The sequence below is a fragment of the Streptomyces sp. NPDC014894 genome (assembly GCF_043080985.1).
Lineage (GTDB): Bacteria > Actinomycetota > Actinomycetes > Streptomycetales > Streptomycetaceae > Streptomyces.
In genome coordinates, this window is record NZ_JBIBWD010000016.1 from 1 (window position 1) to 21784 (window position 21784).

The following is a 21784-nucleotide window of genomic DNA, read 5'->3' on the forward strand; positions in this document are numbered from 1 at the left end:
ATCGCGGCGGAGAGCACGCCGAGGAGGGTCAGCCGGGCGGCCGACTCCAGCGGGGCGGTGAGCCGCTCGGCCAGCTCGCGGGCTTCGTCGCCTCCTGCTTCGGCGGCCACCGCGAGTTCGCGGCGGAGGGTGTCGACATACGGTGTGAGGTCCATGACGCCATCATGGCACCACAATGGCGTCACGGGCAAGCCCAGGCGGCGTCGTGTGGGGACAGGTCGCGGGGAAATCGTGCTTCACCTGCGGAAAGGCTCGGGTGGTGGTGCGGCTCGCGGTGGTGCCACGCGCGCTCGCGTGTCGTTGGCCGTGCGGGGTGGTGCTGTGTGGTGCCATCGAGTGCCGCAGGAGTGGCGCGCCCGCCCGCTCCGGCACCGGGCCGCCCGCCCGGCGCCCCTCCCGTCATGGTGCGAACGGGGCGACCTCATCCGTATCGCGCGGGGTGTCGCGTCCGGGGCGATCGCCGCACCTCCCCGGGTGCCCGGCCGTCAAGCGGAGTAGCATCATCCGCATATGGTCCAACGTTCAACATGATGGAGAAGAGCGATGAAAGCAGTGCAGTACCGCACCGTCGGCGCCGCCCCGGAGGTCGTGGACATCGCGGTGCCCGAGCCAGGTCCCGGGCAGGTTCTGCTGAAGGTGACCGCGGCCGGCGTGTGTCACTCCGACATCATGGTGATGTCGCTGCCCGCGGAACGGCTGCCCTTCCCGCTGCCGCTCACCCTCGGCCACGAGGGCGCGGGCACCGTCGCCGCCCTGGGCGACGGCGTCTCCTCCGTCGCGGTCGGCGAATCGGTCGTGGTCTACGGGCCGCAGGGCTGCGGACGCTGCGCGGTCTGCTCCTCGGGCCGGGAGAACTACTGCCCCCACGCGCGCGGCCTCGGCATCCACCCGCCCGGGCTCGGCTCACCCGGAGCCATGGCCGAGTACATGATCGTCGACGATCCGCGCCATCTGGTCGCGATCGGCGACCTCGACCCGGTCTCCGCCGTGCCCCTCACCGACGCCGGCCTCACCCCGTACCACTCCGTACGGCGCGCCCTGCCCAAGCTGACGCCCGGCTCCACCGCCGTCGTCATCGGCACCGGCGGTCTCGGCCATCTCGCCATCCAGCTGCTGCGCGCCCTCACTCCGGCCCGCGTGATCGCGCTCGACGTCTCCGCGGACAAGCTGGAGTTCGCTCGCGGCGTCGGCGCGCACGAGGCGCTGCTGTCGGACGCGAACGCTGCGGCGGGCGTGCGCGAGCTGACCGGCGGCCTCGGGGCCGAGGTCGTCTTCGACTTCGTCGGCGCGGACGTCACCGGACGGTCCGCCGTCGCCATGGCCGCGCTGGACGCGGACATCCAGATCGTCGGCATCGGCGGCGGCGCCGTCCCCGTCGGCTTCGGCCTGGTCCCGTACGGCGCCTCGGTCACCGCCCCCTACTGGGGCAGCCGCACCGAACTCGCCGAAGTCGTCGCACTCGCCCGGTCCGGCGCGCTGTCCGTGCACACGGAGACGTACGGCATCGACGAGGCCCCGCTCGCCTACGAACGGCTCCACCAGGGGAAGATCTCCGGCCGCGCCGTCATCCTCCCCACCGCCTGACCGCCTGACCGCCTGACCGCCTGACCGCGGACCCGGACTTCCCGGGTCCGCCCAGGGGCCCGCCGCACCTCGCCGCACCTCGGACGCATCCGGTGCGGCGGCGGTCAGGCCGCCCGCTTCCGCGCGGCGATCCGCTGCCGGGAAGCCTCGTACAGGACGACCGTGGCGGCGTTCGCCGCGTTCAGCGAACTCGCCGAACCGGTCATCGGGACGCTGACCGTGTGATCGCACGCATCCCGCCAGGCGCCGCTCAGTCCGGACGTCTCATTGCCGACCAGCAGCAGCACCGGCTGGGTGAAGTCGAAGTCGAAGACGTCGCGCTCCCCCTTCTCGTCGGCGCCGACCAGGACGATCGGCCGCCCCGCCGCCCGTCGCGCGTCGACCCACGCCATCACCTCGCCGGGCGAGGGGACGCGTACGGCCGGCACGGCGAACAGGGAACCCGTGCTCGCGCGGACCGATTTGGGGTCGTACACATCGGCGGCGTGCCCGGAAACGATCAGCCCATGGGCCCCGAAGGCGTCCGCGGACCGGACGATGCTGCCGATGTTCCCCGGGCCGGCCGGCCGGTCGAAGAGGACGCCCAGGAAGTCGTCGCCCGTGCCCAGCCGGCCCAGGTCGTCGGCCGGCATCCCGATGACGGCGACCAGTTCCGGCGCGCCCTCCCCCTTCTCCCCGAGGTCCGCCAGCATCTCCGGCGCCATGGCGTACCGCTCGGCCTCCACGGACCGCAGCACATCCTCCGCCCAGCGCGACAGCTTCCGCCCGTCGTCGTAGATCAGCGCCTTGACCGGCCAGCCGTACCGGACCGCCATCGATATCGGCCGTACGCCCTGCACCAGGAACTCACGCGCCCGTGTCCGCTTGTTCCGGTTGGTCAACAGCGACTCCCACTGCTGGAAGCGGGCGTTGCGTGAGGTGATTCGCCGGAGCGGTGGCACGGGTTCTCCAGGGCAAGCCAGGCTGATGATGTGATGAACGTCAGCCTAGCAACGGCCCACTCATAGAGCCGAGTTGTCCGAGGGCGACGTGGCGGCGGGCTTGTCCGAGAGTCGCCCGGAGGCTCGCGGCCGGAAGAATTGCCCGGTCAGCCCGTCGATGTGCACGCGTACACCGTGACCGCCGTGGATCAGGCGGGCCACGCTTCCGCCGGATCGGCTCCGGCTCCCGGCACCGCGCCGGACACCGGACTGGCCCCGGCCCCCGTCACGGAGCTGAAGGCCGCCACGACCGGCCCCGAGATCGAGCCGAGCTGGAGGCGGAGCCCGGAGGAGGACGTCGAGCGCTACGACCTCTACCGGGGCCTCCTCGTGAACGGGGCGTGGCGGTACGAACTGTGGGCCGACGTCCCCCAGACCCGATGTCCGCATCGACGTCGTCGAACCGGATCCGCTCCCCGAGCCGTGACGCGGAGGGCCTCGCGCCCGCCCGAGCCGCGCGCGGAGGCGTCGCCGACAGCCGACATCGCCGGGATCCTCGGGGCCTCCGGGATCAGCGAGAACACCGGGACCTACGGGATCCTCGGGGCCTCCGGCATCGGCGGGATCAGCGCACCGCGGGCGGTGGGTGCCTGTCGCGAGAGGTACGGGGACGGGCGGGCCGGGTCGTGGAGCCGGAGGCTCGGTCGGGCGGGGGTGCGTGGTGGGTCGGGCCGGGGGCGTGCGGCGGCGGCTGGGTCAGGCCAGGGGGACGGGTTTCAGCTCCGGCGGGGCGTCTTCGGTGAGGGGGGAGACGCCGGAGGACAGCCGGCTCTTGGCCAGCGCGCGGTTCAGATGGCGCTTGGCGGCCTGCTGGTCGCCGCCGAGGCGGGCGGCGAGGCCGAGGCCGATCTCGGCGCGGATCTCGCCCCGGAGGTAGGCGCGTTCGGCCGAGACGGAGCGGGCGCGCTCGTACAGCTCGGTCGCCCGCCGGGCGTGGCCGCCGGTCAGGGCGGTGCGGCCGAGCCAGGTCAGAGCTTCCACGACCTCGGTCCAGAGCCCGAGTTCCTCGGCCGCCAGGAGACCTTCCCGGTGCAGCCGCTCGGCCCGAGCGCGATCACCGCGGTACTCGGCCGTGAGCGCCAGCGACCGGGTGGCGCGGAGCCGGCCCCAGCGGTCGCCGGCCTCGTGGAAGAGCGCGGCGGCCAGTTCCGCGTGGGACTCGCCCCGGGCCGGGTCGTGGGCCGCGAGTTCGACCAGGGCCGCGGCCTCGCCCCAGTGGTCGCGGGCGGCGCGCGCCCCGGCGAGGCTCGCCGCCACCAGCCGACGGCCCTCGTCGTGCCGGCCCTGGCCGGTCAGACCGGTGCCGACGAACCACTGCAACCGGGCCCGCAGCACCGGATCGCCGAGACCGGCCGTCGGGTCCTCACCGGCGGTCGCGTCCTCATCCGCCGTCGGGTCCGCGCCGGTCGGAGCCGGGACCTGGGCCTCAGCAGAAGGCACCGCGCCTGCCGGCGCCGGGAGCCGGGCCTCACCGGCCGGGATCTGAGCCGCGTCCGCCGTCGCCATGCGCAGCTCCACTCCGGTCAGCCAGGCCCGGGCCGTCAGACGCGCGGCCTCGGCGGCCTCGCCGCCGGCGGCCAGCGCCGCCCGGAGCGAGCGGCGGGCCTCGGTGAGCCGCCCGCGCAGGAACCAGTACCACGCCAAAGCGTTCACCAGCCGCAAGGCGGACCCGGCGACCTCCCCGGCCACCGCGAGATCCAGGGCACGGCGCAGATTGACCGACTCCGCGTCCAGCAGCTCCAGGCAGCGCCGCTGGTCCGGGCCGCGCAGCCGCTCGTTCCACCGCTCGGCCGGCTCGATGTGGCACCGCACGAATCGCGCGCGGACGGCGGCCGTCTCACCCGCCTCCGCGAGCCGCTCGGCGCAGTAGGCGGCCACCGATTCCAGCAGCCGGAACCGGCCCGACTCACGGACCACCAGCGAACGGTCCACCAGCCGGGACAGCAGATCGCGCACGCGCTTGGCGGGCAGGTCCCGGTCGGCGCACACGGCCTCGGCGAGGGCCAGGGTGCAGCCGTCGGCGTGCACGGCCAGCCGCCGCAGCACGGTCCGCTCGTCCGCGCTCAGCAGCCGCCAGCTCCAGTCGAGCATGCTCCGCAGCGTCTGCTGCCGGTCGGGCAGCCCGCGCGCCCGGACCTCGGGCGGGGCGAACCGGCCGTCCAGGGCGAGGGAGTCGGCCAGCTCGGCCGGGCTCAGCGTCCGCAGCCGGGAGGCCACCAGCTCCAGCGCGAGCGGAATGCCGTCGAGCCGTCGGCAGACGGCGGCGACGGCCGCCGCGTTCTCCGCGTCGAGGACGAAGCCGGGCACGGCCGCCGCCGCCCGCTCCACGAACAGCTCCACGGCGCTGGACCGGGCCACCGCTCCCGGGTCGGAGTCCCGCGGCAACGCCAGCGGCGGCACCCGGTGCACCACCTCGCCGGGGATGCCGAGGGCTTCCTGACCGGTGACCAGCAGACGCCCCGCGGGGACGGCCGACAGCACGGCACCGGCGAGCACGGCGACCGCGTCGACCAGATGCTCGCAGTTGTCCAGAAGGATCAGCAGCCGCTTCTCGGCCACCGCCCGGCACAGCCAGCCCACCAGGTCGTCCAGATTCGGCTCCGAGGCCGCGGTGTCGCACAGTCCCAGCCTGGTGATGACCCGCTCGGCGATGTCCTCCGGAGTCGACCCGGCCCCCAGACCGGCCAGTTCGACCAGCCACACCCCGTCGGGGAACCGCTCGGCCATGCCGCGCGCCGCCGCCGTCGCCAGCCGTGTCTTCCCCACCCCGCCGAGACCGGTGAGCGTGACCAGCCGGGTGTCCGCGTGCGGGCTGAGCCACGCCCGTACCCGGCCCACCGCCTCCCGCCGGCCGATCAGCGAGGTCAGCGGGGTGGGCAGATTGGTACGGCACGACAGGGACTCGACGGTCGGCGGCGCCAGATGCGGCTCCTGGCGCAGAATCGCCTCGTGCAGCGCGGCGACTCCCGGACCGGGCGACACCCCCAGCTCCTGATCCAGCCGACGCCGCAGCTCGTGGAAGCTCCGCAGGGCGTCGCCCTGCCGCCCGGAGCGGTACAGCGCGCGCATGTGGGCCATCCGCAGTCGCTCACGCAGCGGATGCCGCGCGACCAGTTCACCCAGCTCGGCGGCGAGCGCCGAGTGTTCGCCCAGCGTCAGCCGTACCTCGGCCCGCTCCTCGACGACGGACAGGCGCAGCGCGTCCAGCCGGGCGATCTCGGCGCGGGCGAACAGGGACTCGGAGACATCGGCGTAGGCCGGTCCCCGCCAGAGGGCGAGCGCGTCGGCGAACAGATCCGCCTTCACCGCCGGTTCCTCGTGGGCGCGGGCGCGCTCGGCCAGTTCCTGGAACCGCAGCGCGTCGAGCACGCCGTCCGCCAGCAGCAGCCGATAGCCCGCGGGCTCGCGCACCACCTGCTCCCGGCCGAGCACCCGGCGCAGCTGGGAGATCTTGGTCTGGAGGGTGTTGACCGAGCCGCCCGGCGGACGGCCCGCCCACAGGTCGTCGATGAGACGGTCGGCCGGCACCGGTCCGCCCCCGTGGATCAGCAGATTCGCCAGCAGGGCACGCACTTTCACCTCGGGGACCCTGACGGGCAGCCCCTCGGCGTCCCACACGGCCAGCGGGCCGAGCACCCCGTAGCGCATGCCCGCAGTCTAGAGCCTGTCCTGTGGGCCGGGCCGGGCCGGATCGGATCGGGGAGCGGGGCCGGGGCGCGCCGGCCCGGCGGGATCCGGCGGACCGGGCCCGGCTCCGGCGGACCCTCAGGATTTCGTGCGGGCCGGTCGCCAGAGTGACCGGCATGTTCTCGAACTCGCGACACCGGGACGTGCGATGAGCGCGTCGACCGTACACAGGGCCGGCCCCCGGGAGTGGGGAGGGCTGGCCGTCCTCTCGCTGCCCACCGTGCTGCTCGGCCTCGACGTCACCGTGCTGTACGTCGCCCTTCCCTCGCTCGCGGAAGATCTGCGCCCGAGCGGCGCCGAGGCTCTGTGGATCATGGACGCCTACGGCTTCCTGATCGCCGGCTTCCTGATCACCATGGGCACGCTGGGCGACCGGATCGGCCGCCGGAAGCTGCTGATGATCGGGGCCGCCGCCTTTGGGGCCGTCTCGGTGGTGGCCGCCTACTCCGACAGCACCGAACTGCTCATCGCGGCCCGCGCGGCGCTGGGGATCGCCGGAGCCACGCTGATGCCGTCCACACTGGCCCTGATCAGCAATATGTTCGCCGATCCGCGTCAGCGCTCACTGGCGATCGGCGTCTGGGCGACGAGCTTCGCGCTCGGCATGGCGCTCGGGCCGGTGGTCGGCGGCGCGATGCTGTCCCAGTTCTGGTGGGGCTCGGCGTTTCTGCTCGCGGTCCCGGTCGCGATCGTGCTGCTGGTGGCCGCGCCGATGCTGATCCCCGAGTACCGCGCCCCGCGAAGCGGCCGGTTCGACCTGCTCAGCGTGGTCCTGTCACTGATCGCGATCCTGCCGGTGATCTACGCGGTGAAACGCTTCGCCAAGGACGGTCCCGACGCCCCCACGATCGTCGCCGCGCTGATCGGGCTGCTGTTCGCGGCGGTGTTCGTCCGGCGGCAGGGCCGGCTGACGAGCCCGTTGCTGGATGTGCGGCTCTTCAGGGACCGTACCTTCAGCGCCGCCCTGAGCGTCCTGCTCGTCGGGCTGATCGGCGTCGGCGGCTCGCTGCTGCTCATCACCCAGCAGCTCCAACTCGTGGAGGGACTGCCTCCGATCGAGGCGGGCCTGTGGATGGGGCCGCCCGCGCTGATGATGTTCGTGGCCGCGATCGGGGCTCCGCTGGTCGCGCGCCGAGTGCCGCCGGGGATCGTGGTGGCCGCCACCCTGGCGCTCTCCACGGTCGGATACGCGCTGCTCACCCAGGTGGACGCCACGGGCGGCATCGCCCTGATCGTGATCGGCTTCGGGCTGGTCTATCTCGGACTCGGGGCGATCGCGGCCCTGGGCACGGATCTGGTGGTCGGAGCCGCGCCGCCGGAGAAGGCCGGTTCGGCCTCGGCGATGTCCGAGACCGTGCAGGAGCTGGGCCTCGCCCTGGGCGTGGCGATCCTCGGCAGTCTGGCGACCGCCGTCTACCGGGGCCGCGTCGGCGACGCGATCCCCGCCGGCACGCCGGCCGACGCGGCCGAAGCGGCGGGCGACAGCCTCGCCGGCGCGGCCGCGCTGGGGGAGCGGATGCCCGTCGGCTGGCTCGACCAGGCCGAGGAGGCGGCCACCTCCGGTCTGAACACCGCGATGCTGGTCGCCGCGGTCGGCACCCTGGTCCTCTCGGTCCTGTCCGCCGTGGTGCTGCGGCACATCGGCGTCATCGGCGGCGACGAGCCCGAGAGCGAGGAAGCGGCCCCGGGGGAACCAGCCGGGGCGGAGGTCTGAACACTCCGGAGCCCGCCGGTCGGTGACAGACGATGTCGCCGCCCGCCGGGGGCCGCCGCCCGGGCCGGCTCACCCCGCCACGGCCCGGCCGGACGTCAGCGCTGTTCGAGCAGGTGCCCTCCCCGGGAACCGGCTGGGGGAGCCGACCGTTCCGCGCCGGAAGCCGCCGGAAGCCGCCGGAAGCCGCCGGAAGCCGCCGGAAGCCGCCGGAAGCCGCCGGACTGCGACGCTCGGGCACGGCGGAGGCGCACGACGGGAGGTGCGCGGTACGCCGCGATACGCCGGGGAGCGCCGACACGGCGCTCCCCGGCCTCGTACTGTCCGCGTCCGTACGGCGGCTCTGTACGCAGCCGGGGCCGCCGACGCGCCGAACAGAGGACCCTTCGGCGGCGGAAAGCCCGGCGGCCCCCATGCGAGGCATGGGGGCCGCCGGGCTTTCCGCGGGAGGGGATCAGCCCTGGGTGTCCGCCTTCTCGGCGGGACCCGACTTCTCCGCTTCCTCCGCGGCCTTCGCGTCCGCCTTCTTCGAGGCGATCAGGCTGGTGATCGTGGTGATGATCAGCACGCCCAGGATGACGCTCAGCGAGACCGGGAGCGTGATCTCCGGAACGTGGATGTCCGTCGTCTCGTGGATGCCGTGCAGGACCAGCTTCACGCCGATGAAGGCGAGGATGACCGACAGGCCGTACGAGAGGTGGACCAGCTTCTTCAGCAGGCCGACGATGAGGAAGTACAGCTGCCGCAGACCCATCAGCGCGAAGGCGTTCGCGGTGAAGACGATGTACGGGTCCTGGGTCAGGCCGAAGATCGCGGGGATCGAGTCCACGGCGAAGAGCACGTCCGTGACGCCGATCGCCAGCATGACGATCAGCATCGGCGTGGCCAGCCGCTTGCCGTTCTCGCGGATGAACATCTTCGTGCCGTGCCACTGGTCGGTGGTGGGGATGCGCCGCTCGATCGCCTTCATCAGGCGGCCCTCTTCCCAGTCCTCCTCGTCCTCGCCGGCCATGGCCTCCTGGATGAGCTTCCAGGCGGTCCAGATGAGGAAGGCGCCGAAGATGAAGAACACCCAGGCGAACGAGTTGATCGCGGCCGCGCCGGCGGCGATGAAGACGGCACGCAGCACCAGCGCGATCAGCACGCCGATCATCAGCACGCGCTGCTGGTAAATCGACGGGACCGCGAACTTCGCCATGATCAGCACGAAGACGAAGAGGTTGTCGACGCTGAGCGACTTCTCGGTCACATAGCCCGCGAAGAACTCACCGGAAGCCTGTCCGTCGCCCCAGATCAGGAGACCGACGCCGAAGAGGACGGCGAGAACGATCCAGACGAGCGTCCAGACGCCCGCTTCCTTGATGGAGACTTCATGCGGCTTCCGACCGCCTATGAAGAAGTCGGCCGCGATGAGTACACACAGTCCTACAACTGTGAGAACCCACATGGTCATTGAGACGTCCAACCCCGGTCCCTCCCTATGGCGTAAAGCGCCAACCGTACAAGTATGACCAAGGAATGGTAAAGCGAGCCCGAAAGCCCCTGGTCGTGGACATCGTCACACGGCCCGGCCGGACGCCGTTGAGGGGGTGGCGAGTTGGGGCGGACGCCCCGGGTCCGGTGTCCGCGCGGTGAAGGCTTGCGCATCCCGTGGAAGTGTGCTTCTCCTCGCTCCCGCGCGGACTCCCTCGCGTACGAGGACGCGCCGGGTGTACGGAGTCGTCCGCCGCGCGGGCGGCGGGGGCGTACCGCGCGCCGGTGTCCAGGGCTCCGGTCGCCGCCGGTTCGCGGGGGCCCGCCGCGCTTGGCGCGGGCGTGTTCTCCTCGCGCGGGGCCGAATGACGTCGCGCGGGTGCGGCGCGGGCGTGCGGATCCGCAGAGGGGGCGCGTGCGCATTTCGCGTGCTCCTTTCTGTGACGGTGGTGCGGACGAGTGCGGATGGGGCGTATGTGAATCCGTGGTGCGGCACTCTGGTGCGATTGCGGGGAATTGCCGTTTCGGCGCGGGCCGGCGTGCGTATCCGGACCGGCGAAGCCTTCACGCGATGACTCGGGTGCCACGATCGGCCGCTGGGTAACGTCGTATGCATGGAGCTGCGGACCCTGGAGTATTTCGTCGCGGTCGCCGAGGAGGGCTCCTTCACCAGGGCCGCCGCGCGCTGCCATGTCGTCCAGCCCGCCATCAGTCAGCAGATCCAGGGTCTGGAGCGGGAGTTGGGCGAGCCGCTGTTCGAGCGCCTGCACCGGCGCGTCGTGCTCACTCGCGGCGGCGTGGCTCTGCTGCCGCACGCCCGGGCCTGTCTGGCCGCCGCCGAGGCGGCCTCGGTGGAGTTCGCCGACCGCGCCGGCCTCCGGGGCGGCTCCTTCACGCTCGGCACCGTCGGAGCCCTGGAGAGCACCCCGATCCCGGCCCTGCTGGGGGAGTACTACCGCCGTCACCCCGGTGTGGCCGTGAGCCTCGTCGGCGCGTCGAGCCCGTCGCTGCTGACCGGGGTGCGCGACGGAAGCCTGGACGCGGCGGTCATGGCGGCGCCCAAGGAGGATCTGTCCAAGAGCGTCGGGACGCGCGTTCTGTTACAGGACTGGATCGTCGCGGTGGTGCCCGCCGGGAGCAGGGCGGCCGACCGGCCTCTGACGCTCGACGAGGTCTCGCGGGAGCCCGTCATCACCTACGGCCCCGACAGCGGCGTCCGCGGATTCATCAGCGACGCCTTCGCCGCGAAGGGCCTTCCACTGGACGTCGTCTACGCGACGAACAATGTGGCGCTCCAGATCGCACTGGTCGTCGAGAATGTCGGCATCGCGCTCGCTCCCGGTTCCAGTCCCGCGCCGGCGGCCGACCGGCGAGTCGTGGTGGTGCCGGTGCTTCCTTCCATCGTTTTCCAGAAGGTATTCCTCTGGCGCGTGGACAAGCCGCTGGGCGCACCGCTGAGCGCGTTCCTCGATATGTGGAAGGAATTGACCCCGGCCGTGCCGCCCGGACCCGACGGCGAATTCGCCCGATTCCCCTTTCCCCCGGCGGGCTGAACCGTACGCCGAGGGACCGGGCGGCCGTTCAAGCGGTACGCCGTACGCCGCGTCGCCGGGGCGAGGCCCGGGGAGCCGGCGGCCCCGGCGGAGACCGGCTCAGCGGGCGCGCTGCGGGGCCCAGCGCCGCCGGATGAGCGGCTTGTCCGGCTTGCCGACGACGGTGCGCGGTACGGACTCCACCTCCCGGACCACCCCGTGGAGACCGAGTTCCCGCAGCAGGCTCCCCACCTGGGCCACCGCCGCGCCGGACGCGGCGCCCGCCGAGGCCCGCACGACGACCAGCACGTCCGGCGCGTAGACCTCCGGATCCGGGGTCAGACTGACGGAGTCGGCCGCCGCCGGGCACCGTTCGGCGATCAGGGCGTCGAGGACCGGCGCCGGCAGCGGGCCGTCCGCGGACGCGACGGCGTCCGTCGTACGTCCCAGCACGCGGTACGAGCCGTCCGCGCCCCGCCGGGCGATGTCACCGGTCCAGAACTCCCCGCCCCGGAAGGTGACGGCGTTCGCCTCGTCGTCGTGGAGATACCCCTCGCTCGTGCAGTCGGAGCGCAGCACCAGGACGCCCAGATCGGGATCGGAGCCCTCGCCGAGGGGAGCGAGACGGGCCCGGACCCCGCCGACGGGGACCATGCCCGCCTCGCTCTGCACGATGTCGTCCATATTGCCGAGACCCAGGCCGAACTCGGTCGATCCGTAGACCTGTCGGAGACGGACGCCCAGGACCTCCGCGCCGCTCCGCATCAGGGCGGGGCTGATGTACGCGCCGCCGCACAGCGGCCGGCGCAGACCGGACAGATCGGCGGGGTGCGAGCGGGCGGCCCCGATGAGGTCCTCGTAGTGGTTGGGGAGCGCGCTCATCAGCGTGACGCGGCGCCGCGAGAGCTGATCGAGCAGCTCGGCGGGAGGGGTGCGGGGATCGGTCAGGATCAGCCGGGCGCCGGCCAGCAGGGCGGCGAAGACATGCAGGTCCGTGGCGTGGGCCACGTCCAGGGTGTGGCGGCAGAGGACGACGTCGGACTCGCCGACGCCGATGTCGGCGATCCAGCGCAGCCGCTCGCGGACGAACGGGCCCTGCTTCCACGACACCAGTTTGGGGAGCTTGGTCGAACCGGAGGTCCACAGCCGGCGGAAGACCCGGTCCGCGTGACCCGTCGCCAGGGGCGCCGACCCGGGTCCGGCGGCCGCGAGGGCGGCGAGACCGGTTCGCGGCGGCCCGGATTCCCCCCTGCCCGGGTGCGGGGACCCGACCCAGAGGACCGGCGCGGTGAGCGCGAACACCCGGTCGACGGCCGCGCGGTCGAAGTCCGCCAGTACGGGTACGTAGCAGGCGCGCAGCGCGGCCACCGCGAGGATGAACGCGACATAGTCGGGGGTGTTGGGCAGACCGTGGCAGACCACGGTGTCCCCGGGGCCCACCCCCCGGGCCCGCAGCCCGGCGCCGAGGAGTTCGGTGCGTTCGATCAGCCGGGCGTAGGTCCAGCTCTCTCCGCCGGCGGTCTCCACCGCCGGGCTTCCGGGCCGGGCGGCGGCGATGCCTCTGATGGTCTCGAACAGCATGGGCGATTCCGTTTCCTCGGCGGTCGGTCCGGTTCTCGGCGATGGGTCCGGTGTTCCGGTGGTGTCAAGGAGGCCGTGCGGTACGCCGGCGGACGTCCGGCGTGTCACGGCAGCAGCAGATCCCGCGTCGTGGTGGTCATGAGAGCGGCGGCGGCGGACTCCCCGACCCTTCGTTCCAGCTTCCGCAGCCAGGGGACGACGGCGTCGGCCGGCCGGGGGAAGTCGGTGTGTCCCAGGTCGCCGCCGAAGACCAGCAGCGGCAGCGGATAGCGCTCCGTCAGCCCGAGGCAGGACTCCTCCGGCGGGCCGAGCAGATCGGGGACGACGCCCAGCTCGCAGTGGGCGCCGAGAGCGCGCAGCGCGTCGGCGGCCTCGTCCCGCCAGCGCAGAAAGGCCAGCTTGGGGTGGTTGACGAGCAGCCGCCGCACCCCGCGCCGCCGGGCCTCGGCGAACACCACCAGCGTCTCGGCCGCGCTCAGATGGCCGCTGCCCAGGACCAGATCGTGGGCGGCCACGGCGTCGAGCACGTCGTACCACTCCGTACGCAGCCGCCCGTCGTCGACCACGTCGACGGGCAGCAGCTCGACGGGACGGTGGACGGACAGCTCCGGAGCCGCCGCCACCGCCGCCCGGTGGGTACGGGAGGACAGGGTGGGCAGCCAGACGACCCGTCCGCCCAGGCCCGCGGCGACCCGGACCGCGTCGGGACTGGCCCCGCCGACAGAGCTGTTGAGCACCACCCCGCCGTACACGCCCGTACCGGCCGCGGCGGCCCGTGCGGCCGTGCAGCCCTCGTGCGCCTTGAGGACCAGCGTGCTGAAGCCCTGGGCCCGCATCGCGCGGACGGTGGCGCGGTCGTCGCCGTGCCGGGGCAGCAGACTGGGGGAGGAGTGCACATGCAGATCGGTCATTGCCCGCGCCCAGTCGGGCCGGGTAGGGGATCGGTCGGTCATCGGGCCGCCTTCGTGCTGGTCCGGGCGCGTTCCGCGGACGCCGCCCGTGCGCTATTTCCTGGAGTGCCGATGGTTCACCCCGGCCCGCCCGACGGGGAGCCACGGCGCGCGGCCCTTCTCGTAGGCGCTGATGTCGGCGTCGAGCCGCAGGGCGAGGTCGAGCAGTTCGAGGCCGTTGACCAGCCGGTGACGGGCGGACCCGTCGAGCTGGAACGGTGCGGCGGCCACGCCGGCCGCCGCGCAGCCGACGGTCCGGCCGACGACGTCGACGGTGATCTCCGCGTCCGCGTCGTCCTCGGCGGCGCGCAGGAGCGCTGCGGCGACGTCCTCGGTCACCTGTACGGGGACCAGCCCGGCGTTGGGCAGGTTGTTGCGGAAGATGTCCCCGAAGGAGGGCGCGACGACGGCGGTGAAGCCGTAGTCGCGCAGGGCCCAGGCCGCGTGCTCGCGGGAGGAGCCGCAGCCGAAGTTCGGTCCGGTGACGAGAATGGCGGCCCCCCGGCGCTCGGGCCGGTTCAGGACGAAGGCCGGGTCCTGTCGCCAGTGCGAGAACAGCCCCTCGCCGTAGCCGGTGCGGGTGGTCTTCTTCAGCCAGGCGGCGGGGATGATCTGGTCGGTGTCGACATCGGATTCCGGCAGGGGCACACCCCGGCCGGTCAGTGCGGTCAGCGGTTTCATCGAACGCTCCCGAGGCGGGCCGAGTCGCGTCGGCCGAGGTCGTCGGCGGCGGCCAGACGTCCGGCCACGGCGGTGGCCGCGGCGGTCTCGGGCGAGACGAGATGGGTGCGGGCGCCGGGTCCCTGGCGGCCCTCGAAGTTGCGGTTCGAGGTGGAGGCGCAGCGCAGACCGGGGGCCACGGTGTCCCCGTTGATGCCGACGCACATGGAGCAGCCCGGCGAGCGCCATTCGAAGCCGGCGGCCGTGAAGACCCGGTCCAGGCCCTCCGCCTCGGCCTGCCGCTTGACCATCGCGGACCCCGGCACGACCAGCGCCCGCACCGAGGAGGCGATCCGGCGGCCGCGCAGGACCCCGGAGGCCGCGCGGAGATCCTCGATTCGGCTGTTGGTGCAGGATCCGATGAACACGATGTCGACGGGGATGTCGCGCATCGCCGTGCCCGGGGTGAGCCGCATGTACTCCAGCGCGCGTTCCGCGGCCCGCCGCTCCACCGGGTCGGAATAGTCCGCGGGATCGGGCACGCGCGCGTCCACGGACGTGGTCTGGCCGGGATTGGTACCCCAGCTCACCTGCGGGCCGATCGCCGACACATCGACGGTCACCTCCTGGTCGAAGGAGGCGTCGTCGGCGCTCCGCAGCGTCCGCCAGTGGTCCAGGGCCCGTTCCCAGAGCCGGCCGCGCGGGGAGCGCTCCCGCCCTTCGAGATAGCGGAAGGTCGTGTCGTCCGGGGCGATCAGACCGCTCCGGGCGCCGGCCTCGACGGCCATGTTGCAGACCGTCATCCGGCCCTCCATGGAGAGCGAGCGGATCGCCCGGCCGCGGAACTCGATGAGCGTCCCCGCCCCCGCGCGGGTCCCGGTGCGGGCGATGGCGGCGAGCACCAGGTCCTTCGCCGTCACCCCGGGGCGCGGATCCCCCTTGACCGTGACCGCCGTCGTACGCGGTCTCGCGGTGCGCAGGGTCTGTGTCGCGAGGACGTGCTCGACCTCGCTCGTCCCGATGCCGAACGCGACGGCCCCGAAGGCTCCGTGGGTCGCGGTGTGGCTGTCCCCGCAGACGATGGTCATCCCGGGCTGGGTCAGGCCCATCTGCGGGCCGATGACATGGACGATCCCCTGCCCCGGGGAGCCGAGGGGGTGCAGCTCGATACCGGCCTCGCGGCAGTTGTCGGCCTGGAGACGCAGCTGCCGGGCCCCGCCGTCGTCGGCGAGCGGCAGACCGGCCCCGGCGGGGGAGGTGGGGACCTGGTGGTCGGCCGTGGCCACACAGAGATCGGGACGCCGGACCGCGCGTCCGGCGCGTCTGAGCCCCTCGAACGCCTGGGGCGAGCTGACCTCGTGGAGGAGATGCAGATCGATGTAGATCAGATCGGCCTCGCCCCGCTCGACGAGATGCCGTTCCCAGATTCGGTCGACCAACGTGGTTCGGTTCATGACCCTTCCTCGCTCTCGGCGGAGCCGGCCGTCCGGCGTCCCCGTCCCGGACGGCCGGGGGAGGCCGGGTAAGTCAGGGAGCGACCCAGCCGGCGTAGGTCGCGAAGCGCCAGTCCTTGGCGAGGCAGTCGACCTCGGCGAAGCCGGCGGCCCGGAGCCAGCCCAGCTGGGTGCCGAGATCGATGGGGATGTCGAACCGCATCCGCTCCCGGCCCGCGTCCCACTCCGCCTCGGGCGTGCCGGAGCGGACCACATGGGCCTCGTGCATCCGGTCGTACATGGCCTCCAGCCAGGGTTCGGACCCCAGCAGCTGCTCGACATGGACGAACACCCCGCCCGGGTTCAGCCTCGACCGGACGCGCGCGAAGAGCCGGCGCTTCTCCTCGTGGGGCAGATGATGGATCGCGAGGGCCGAGACGACCGCGTCGAACCGCCCCTCCGGCAGCGGGTCCACCAGGTCCCCGACCAGCACCCGCACCCGCTGCTCCGACGCGAATCTGCCGCGCGCCTGGTCGAGCATCATCTCGGAGCGGTCCATCAGCGTCAGATCGGCGTCGGGGAGGGTCTCCAGCAGCCGGGCGCTGAGCAGCCCGGTGCCCGCGCCGAGGTCGAGGATCCGCGGCCGCTCGTCGACCGTCATGGCGACGGCCTGGACCGCGCTGTCGTAGAGGAGGTCGAAGGACGGGATCAGCTGCCGGCGCAGGGAGTCGAAGGTGGTCGGGTCCCACAGGTCGTTTCCCCGGACGGTGAAGTGCTGCTGCGACACGGTGTCTTCCGTTCTCTGGAGGGGCCGCGCCTCGGCGGCGCGGCGGGAACACAGGGGCCGAGGCGGTCTGCCGGATCAGGTGAGCGGGGCGCGGTCGGCGAGGGGCTCGCCGTGCGTGCGACGGGTGCCGTGGGTCTGATGGGTCTGATGGGTCTGGCGGGCTGGGCGGGTCTGGTGCGCGCGGTTCAGGGCGGAGAAGGCCGCGTGGAGGGCCGCGGTGTCCGGGTCCGCGGCCATGCCCACACCCCAGAACCGGTCCCGGACGGGGTGCTCCCGGTCCTTGAGGACGATCGCGGCCTCCAGATAGACGACGGCCCGCGCGTCGGGCCGGCCGTTCGTCGGATCCTGCAGGCGACGCACCACCCTGAGCTGTGCGCCGAGGCCGGACAGCGCGTCGACGAGGGCGTCCAGCGGGGTGGCTCCCTCGGCCACCAGCTCCGTCTTGTCGCCGTCGAGACTCACGGTGAAGCCGTGCGACCCGCCGGACCCGCCGGACCCGTCGGTTCCGGTGGACCCGCCCGCCCCGTCCGTCCCGCCGACCGGGCCGTGATGGCGCAGAAGGCCCAGCGGCCCTTCCGGATCCACATACGCGTCGTGGAACAGCTCCCGCAGCCGGGCGGGAGTGACCTCCCCGCCGGCCCGGTCGGCGAACGACTGCACCAGCCGCGCGAACTCCGCCCGCAGACCGGGAGGCAGGGCGAGGGAGTGCTCGGCCTTCATCACATGGGCCGTACCGCCCTTGCCCGACTGGGAGTTGACCCGTACCACCGCCCGGTAGTCGCGTCCCACGTCCTTGGGGTCGACGGGCAGATACGGCACCTGCCAGCGAACCGCCGCCGCGTCCCCCGGGGCCCGGTCCGCGGCCTGGGCCTCCAGCCCCTTACTGATGGCGTCCTGGTGGCCGCCGGAGAAGGCGGTGAACACCAGATCGCCCGCATAGGGGTGCCGGTCGTGCACGGGCAGACCGGTGCACTGCTCCATCGTGCGGCGAACGCCGTCCATGTCGGAGAAGTCCAGCTGGGGATCGACCCCGCGGCTGAACAGATTCATGCCCAGGGTCACCAGGCACACATTGCCGGTGCGCTCCCCGTTCCCGAACAGACACCCCTCGACCCGGTCCGCTCCGGCCAGCAGCCCGAGTTCGGCGGCGGCCACCGCCGTGCCCCGGTCGTTGTGGGGGTGCAGGGAGAGGATCACCGAGTCCCGCCGCGCCAGGTGGCGGCCCATCCACTCGACGGAGTCCGCGTACACGTTCGGCGTCGCCATCTCCACGGTCGCGGGCAGACAGACCGCGGCCGGGCGCTCGGGAGTGGGCTGCCAGACGTCCATCACCGCGTTGCACACCTCCGCGGCGAACCCCGGCTCGGTGCCGGTGTAGGACTCCGGCGAGTACTGGAGTCTGAGGTCGGCCGGCCATCGCTCGGCGTGCGCCGCCACATGCCGCGCCGCCGAGGTAGCCAGGGCCTTGACACCCTCGCGGCTCTGCCGGAACACCACCCTCCGCTGAAGGGCGGAGGTGGGGTTGTAGATATGGACCGTCGCCTTCGGAGCGCCGGCGATGGCCGCGAAGGTGAGATCGATCAGCTCCGGGCGGCAGGGGGCCAGCACCTGGATCCGCACATCCTCGGGCAGCGCGCCCTCGTCGATGATCGACCGGATGAAGTCGAGGTCGGCCCGGCTGGCGGCGGGGAAGCCGACCTCGATCTCCTTGAATCCCATGCGCACGAGCAGATCGAAGACGCGCCGTTTGCGGGCGGGCGACATGGGATCGGCCAGCGCCTGATTCCCGTCCCGCAGATCGACGGCGCACCACATCGGGGCGGCGGAGGCGACGGCGCCGGGCCAGGTCCGGTCGGGCAGGGAGATCGGCTCGACCTCCTCGAAATAGGGCCGGTAGCGGTGGGCGGGCATTTTGCTGGCCCGCTGTGTGTTCCACCCGGCCGCCCCGGCCGAAGCGGAACCCGCGTTGTGAGGAGGCGACGTCATTTGCTGCGCGTTCATGGAAGCTCCTTGCCGTGGCGACGAGTGCTCCTGCCGGGCTTTCGGGCGACGAGACCGCGGCGAATTCCCTCACAAGGAAGAAAAGAGAAAGTCGGGGTCCGAATGTGCTGGTGCCTGTGCTCGGTCGACCGAGAAGGCCCTCGTGGGGCTCGACGAGAAGTCTCCCGCGCAAAGGGCACGCAGACCAATACCCACTGCTGCTCGCACCGATCACGGATACTGATGCGTGAATTCCCCCGGCCGTCGGCCGTCTTCGCCCCGGCTGAGGCGCCCGGATACGGGAGGGCCCGCGCCCGGCCCGAGCCGGCCGTGGTGGAGGGCGTGTGCCCAGGTCCGGGCCGTGATCGGCGCCTTACGGCCTCCCGGCCGGCCGGAATCGGTTCTCGCCGTCCGACGGAAGGCCCGGCCCCGCCTCCCCGGGCTTCCCGAACGCCGAGCGGGCGCCGCCCGACCCGGATCGGGGCGAAGCCGAGCGAGCGGCGGCCGCCGTATTCACCATGGTCGCCCCAGGTCACCCCGCCCCTGTACGGGACTTCCGCCACGGCTGGCCGGCGGGGCGCGACACCGGGAATCGCACCCGCATTCGCGCGCACGCCGACCGTCCGCGCGCGTGATCGCCCGTGCCCGAAGATTTCCGGACGGTATGGCCGAAAGGGCGAGTACAGCTTCGCGGAAGGGCGAGGACAACTGCGGAGACGGAAGCGGAGTCCCGAAGGGTACGGGCGGCTGACCTCGCCCGTACCCCGGACGCCGTCCCCGTCGCCGCCGACGTCAACCGCCGTGCGATGCGCTCGCCGACGGGCTCCGCCGCGCGGTCCTGGGCGGACGGCGGGGGCGGCCGCCTCGGGGAACGCCTCGCCGCGGCCCGGGATCGGACGGACGGGTCCCTGGTCGCGGCCGGTCGCCCGGCGGTCGGTTCGACCGGCCGGCCGTCCGTGACGGTCGCGGGAAGCCCGCATGAGCGCGAGCCGCCGACGGATCGCGGCGTGGCCCGGGAGGAGCCCGGCGGCCGACGGCCAGGGCCCGGTGCGGGCGGGCGGGCGGTCCGGCACCGTGGGTGGTCGGCCGGAGCCGGAAAGTGTAAACGGAATATACACATCCCATAAAATGGCGCTGCGTTGACGGTTAATCACCGGGAGAAACCTGTCGCCCCGTGCGCGGACAGCCCGTCGAACAGGCCGGTCCACCGGCCCGGAACACGAGCGATCCAGGTTTCTATTCAGTAGCCACCCATCGATCGGCGGACCCTGTGCCGAAAGCGCCCGGGGCGGCCGACCTCGTCGCCCGACCGGCCCGTTCCCGGCCCGTTCCCGACCCGTCACACCCGTTCCCGACCCGAGCGGACGCCGAATTGGTTCACGCACACAGGGCACCTGACCCCATAAACGGTCATACTCCTGCCGATGTATGTCGAGTTCCCCTCCGTATGTGAAATTCCCCTTGCCCCGGCATTGATTCGTCGGTGATCATCCGGCTGTCCATTTGTCTTCGGAAGTCTCTCGACGTCGATATCAGACAAGGCCGGAAGGGCTGCCATGTACAACCGGAGTTTCTCCAGACGAACCCTCATCGCCGCTTCGACCGCCACCGCCGCCACGGCCGTCGTCGCCCAGGGCAGCGCGCCGTCCGCCGCCGCCGAGAGCCCCCGGGCCCGGGACGAACGGCTGCGGCGGATCATCTCCAGGATGTGCCTGGAGGAAAAGGTCGGCCAGGTCTTCGTCCCCTTCGTCTGCGGCCCCTCGGCCACCGAGCCCGGCCCGGAGGCCGCCGCGGCCAACCGGGAACTGCTGGGCGTCAGCACCGGGGCCGAGGCGATCGCCAAGTACCACCTCGGCGGGGTCATCTACTTCGTCTGGTCCGGCAACCTCCGCAACCCGCGGCAGATCGCCGGCCTCTCCAACGGCCTCCAGCGGGCCGCCCTCGACAGCGGGGCCGAGCTGCCGCTGCTGATCTCCATCGACCAGGAGTACGGCGCGAACGTCCGGATCCACGCCCCGGCGACCCAGCTCCCGGCCGCGATGGCCCTCGGCGCGGGCGGCTCGGCGCGCGACGCCCGCGCCGCCGCCCGGATCGCCGCCACCGAGCTGGCCGCGATGGGCATCCGCCAGAACTACGCCCCGGTCGCCGACGTCAACGTCAACCCGGCCAACCCGATCATCAATGTCCGCGCCTTCGGCTCGGATCCCCGGGCCGTCGCCCGGATGGTCACCGCCCAGGTCGACGGATACCAGCGGGCGGGCGTCTCCGCCGTCGCCAAGCACTTCCCCGGCCACGGCGACACCGCGGTGGACAGCCACTTCGGCCTTCCGGTGATCACCCACACCCGTGAGGAATGGGAGCGGATGGACGCCCCGCCCTTCCGGGCTGCCATCGACGCCGGCATCGACTCGATCATGACCGCGCATCTCCAGATGCCCGCCCTGGACCCGACCGACGATCCGGCCACCCTCTCCCACCCGATCATCACCGGAGTGCTGCGCCGGGAACTCGGCTACGACGGCGTCGTCGTGACCGACGCGCTCAACATGAAGGGCGTCCTGCTCAAGTACGGCGAGGAACGCGTCCCCGTGCTCGCCCTCAAGGCGGGAGTCGACCAGCTCCTCTACCCGAACAATCTGCCGCTCGCATGGAAAGCGGTCCTCCGGGCGGTCGAGGACGGCGACCTGGAGGAAGCCCGCCTGGACGAGTCGATCCTGCGGATCCTGCGCCTCAAGGACAAGCTGGGGCTGTTCCGGGACCCGTACGCCGCCCCGGCCGAGGTGGACCGCACGGTGGGCGCCCGGAAGAGTCTCGCCGCCGCCGACCGTATCGCCGAACGCACCACCACCCTGCTGGTGAACGAGGGCGGACTGCTGCCCCTGAACCGGCGCGCGCACAAGAATCTGCTGATCGTCGGCGCGGACGAGGAATTCCCCGAGAACCCGGCCCACAGCTCCGTCCCCACCCTGGCCGGCGCCCTCGGCGAACTGCGCTTCACCACCACCGAGCTGCCCACGGGACTCAAGCCCGGCGCCGCGCGGATCGACGAGGCGGTGGCCGCCGCCCGGGGCAAGGACGCGATCGTCGTCCTCACCTACGACCTCGCGGCCGACGACGGACAGCGCACCCTGGTCGAACGGCTGATCGCGACCGGTGTGCCGGTGGTCCATGTCGCCGTGCGCAATCCGTACGACATCGCCCGGCTCGGCGGGGTGAAGGCCTCGCTCGCCACCTACTGCTGGACGGGCGTCGAGCTGCGCGCCGCCGCCCGGGTGATCGCGGGCCGCGCCGAACCCCGCGGTGAGCTGCCCGTACCCGTACAGCGGGCCGACGACCCCGGCCGGGTGCTCTACCCCGTCGGCCACGGGCTGCGCTACGGCCGCTGACCCGTTCGTACAAGGGGTCGCGACACGGCTGCCCCGCACC

At 72.8% G+C, this 21784-nt stretch carries 13 protein-coding genes; 4 read left to right on the forward strand and 9 right to left on the reverse strand.

The window, feature by feature from the left end; genetic code table 11:
* Window positions 1-543: 543 nt before the first annotated feature.
* Window positions 544-1584, forward strand: a complete 1041-nt coding sequence (locus ACF089_RS29870) for an NAD(P)-dependent alcohol dehydrogenase (protein ID WP_392033227.1) — start codon at window positions 544-546, stop codon at window positions 1582-1584.
* A 104-nt stretch (window positions 1585-1688) separates the two neighbouring features.
* Here the strand turns inward: ACF089_RS29870 and ACF089_RS29875 are convergent, their stop codons facing one another.
* Together ACF089_RS29875 and ACF089_RS29880 are read right to left on the reverse strand one after the other, a co-directional pair.
* A complete protein-coding gene (locus ACF089_RS29875; protein WP_392033230.1) occupies window positions 1689-2525 on the reverse strand; it encodes a TrmH family RNA methyltransferase in 837 nt (278 codons plus the stop codon).
* Window positions 2526-3260: 735 nt separating this feature from the next.
* Complete coding sequence (locus ACF089_RS29880) at window positions 3261-6212, reverse strand: BTAD domain-containing putative transcriptional regulator (protein WP_392033232.1); 2952 nt, start codon at window positions 6210-6212, stop codon at window positions 3261-3263.
* A gap of 187 nt (window positions 6213-6399) precedes the next feature.
* Here ACF089_RS29880 and ACF089_RS29885 point away from each other — a divergent pair, with 187 nt between their 5' ends.
* The gene (locus ACF089_RS29885) at window positions 6400-7965 is read left to right on the forward strand and encodes an MFS transporter (protein ID WP_392033235.1); all 1566 of its coding nucleotides are present in this window, start codon (window positions 6400-6402) and stop codon (window positions 7963-7965) included.
* Window positions 7966-8416: 451 nt separating this feature from the next.
* Here the strand turns inward: ACF089_RS29885 and ACF089_RS29890 are convergent, their stop codons facing one another.
* Window positions 8417-9427, reverse strand: coding sequence for a TerC family protein (locus ACF089_RS29890; protein ID WP_392033238.1), 1011 nt, complete (start codon window positions 9425-9427; stop codon window positions 8417-8419).
* 622 nt (window positions 9428-10049) lie between these two features.
* Here ACF089_RS29890 and ACF089_RS29895 point away from each other — a divergent pair.
* Window positions 10050-10988 carry a LysR family transcriptional regulator gene (locus ACF089_RS29895; RefSeq protein ID WP_392033240.1) on the forward strand — a complete coding sequence of 313 codons (939 nt, stop codon included), beginning with the start codon at window positions 10050-10052 and terminating at the stop codon, window positions 10986-10988.
* A 99-nt stretch (window positions 10989-11087) separates the two neighbouring features.
* Here ACF089_RS29895 and ACF089_RS29900 read toward each other — a convergent pair whose 3' ends face one another.
* From ACF089_RS29900 to leuA, 6 genes are all read right to left on the reverse strand, one after another.
* Complete coding sequence (locus ACF089_RS29900; RefSeq protein WP_392033243.1) at window positions 11088-12548, reverse strand: class I adenylate-forming enzyme family protein; 1461 nt, start codon at window positions 12546-12548, stop codon at window positions 11088-11090.
* A gap of 104 nt (window positions 12549-12652) precedes the next feature.
* Window positions 12653-13501, reverse strand: a complete 849-nt coding sequence (locus ACF089_RS29905; RefSeq protein WP_392033245.1) for a DUF6282 family protein — start codon at window positions 13499-13501, stop codon at window positions 12653-12655.
* A 51-nt stretch (window positions 13502-13552) separates the two neighbouring features.
* Window positions 13553-14179: a 3-isopropylmalate dehydratase small subunit gene (leuD, locus tag ACF089_RS29910; RefSeq protein ID WP_392033248.1), complete on the reverse strand. Its 627-nt coding sequence runs from the start codon at window positions 14177-14179 to the stop codon at window positions 13553-13555.
* Complete coding sequence (gene leuC, locus ACF089_RS29915; protein ID WP_392033250.1) at window positions 14176-15612, reverse strand: 3-isopropylmalate dehydratase large subunit; 1437 nt, start codon at window positions 15610-15612, stop codon at window positions 14176-14178. The genes leuD and leuC overlap by 4 nt, the downstream gene beginning before the upstream one ends.
* Window positions 15613-15685: 73 nt before the next feature.
* The gene (locus ACF089_RS29920) at window positions 15686-16378 is read right to left on the reverse strand and encodes a class I SAM-dependent methyltransferase (RefSeq protein WP_392033253.1); all 693 of its coding nucleotides are present in this window, start codon (window positions 16376-16378) and stop codon (window positions 15686-15688) included.
* A gap of 75 nt (window positions 16379-16453) precedes the next feature.
* Complete coding sequence (gene leuA / locus ACF089_RS29925; RefSeq protein ID WP_392033536.1) at window positions 16454-18364, reverse strand: 2-isopropylmalate synthase; 1911 nt, start codon at window positions 18362-18364, stop codon at window positions 16454-16456.
* Between the two features lie 1550 nt (window positions 18365-19914).
* Between leuA and ACF089_RS29930 the strand changes: the two genes are divergently transcribed.
* On the forward strand, window positions 19915-21744 hold the full coding sequence (locus tag ACF089_RS29930) for a glycoside hydrolase family 3 protein (protein WP_392033256.1): 1830 nt from the start codon (window positions 19915-19917) through the stop codon (window positions 21742-21744).
* The last annotated feature ends 40 nt before the right edge of the window (window positions 21745-21784 follow it).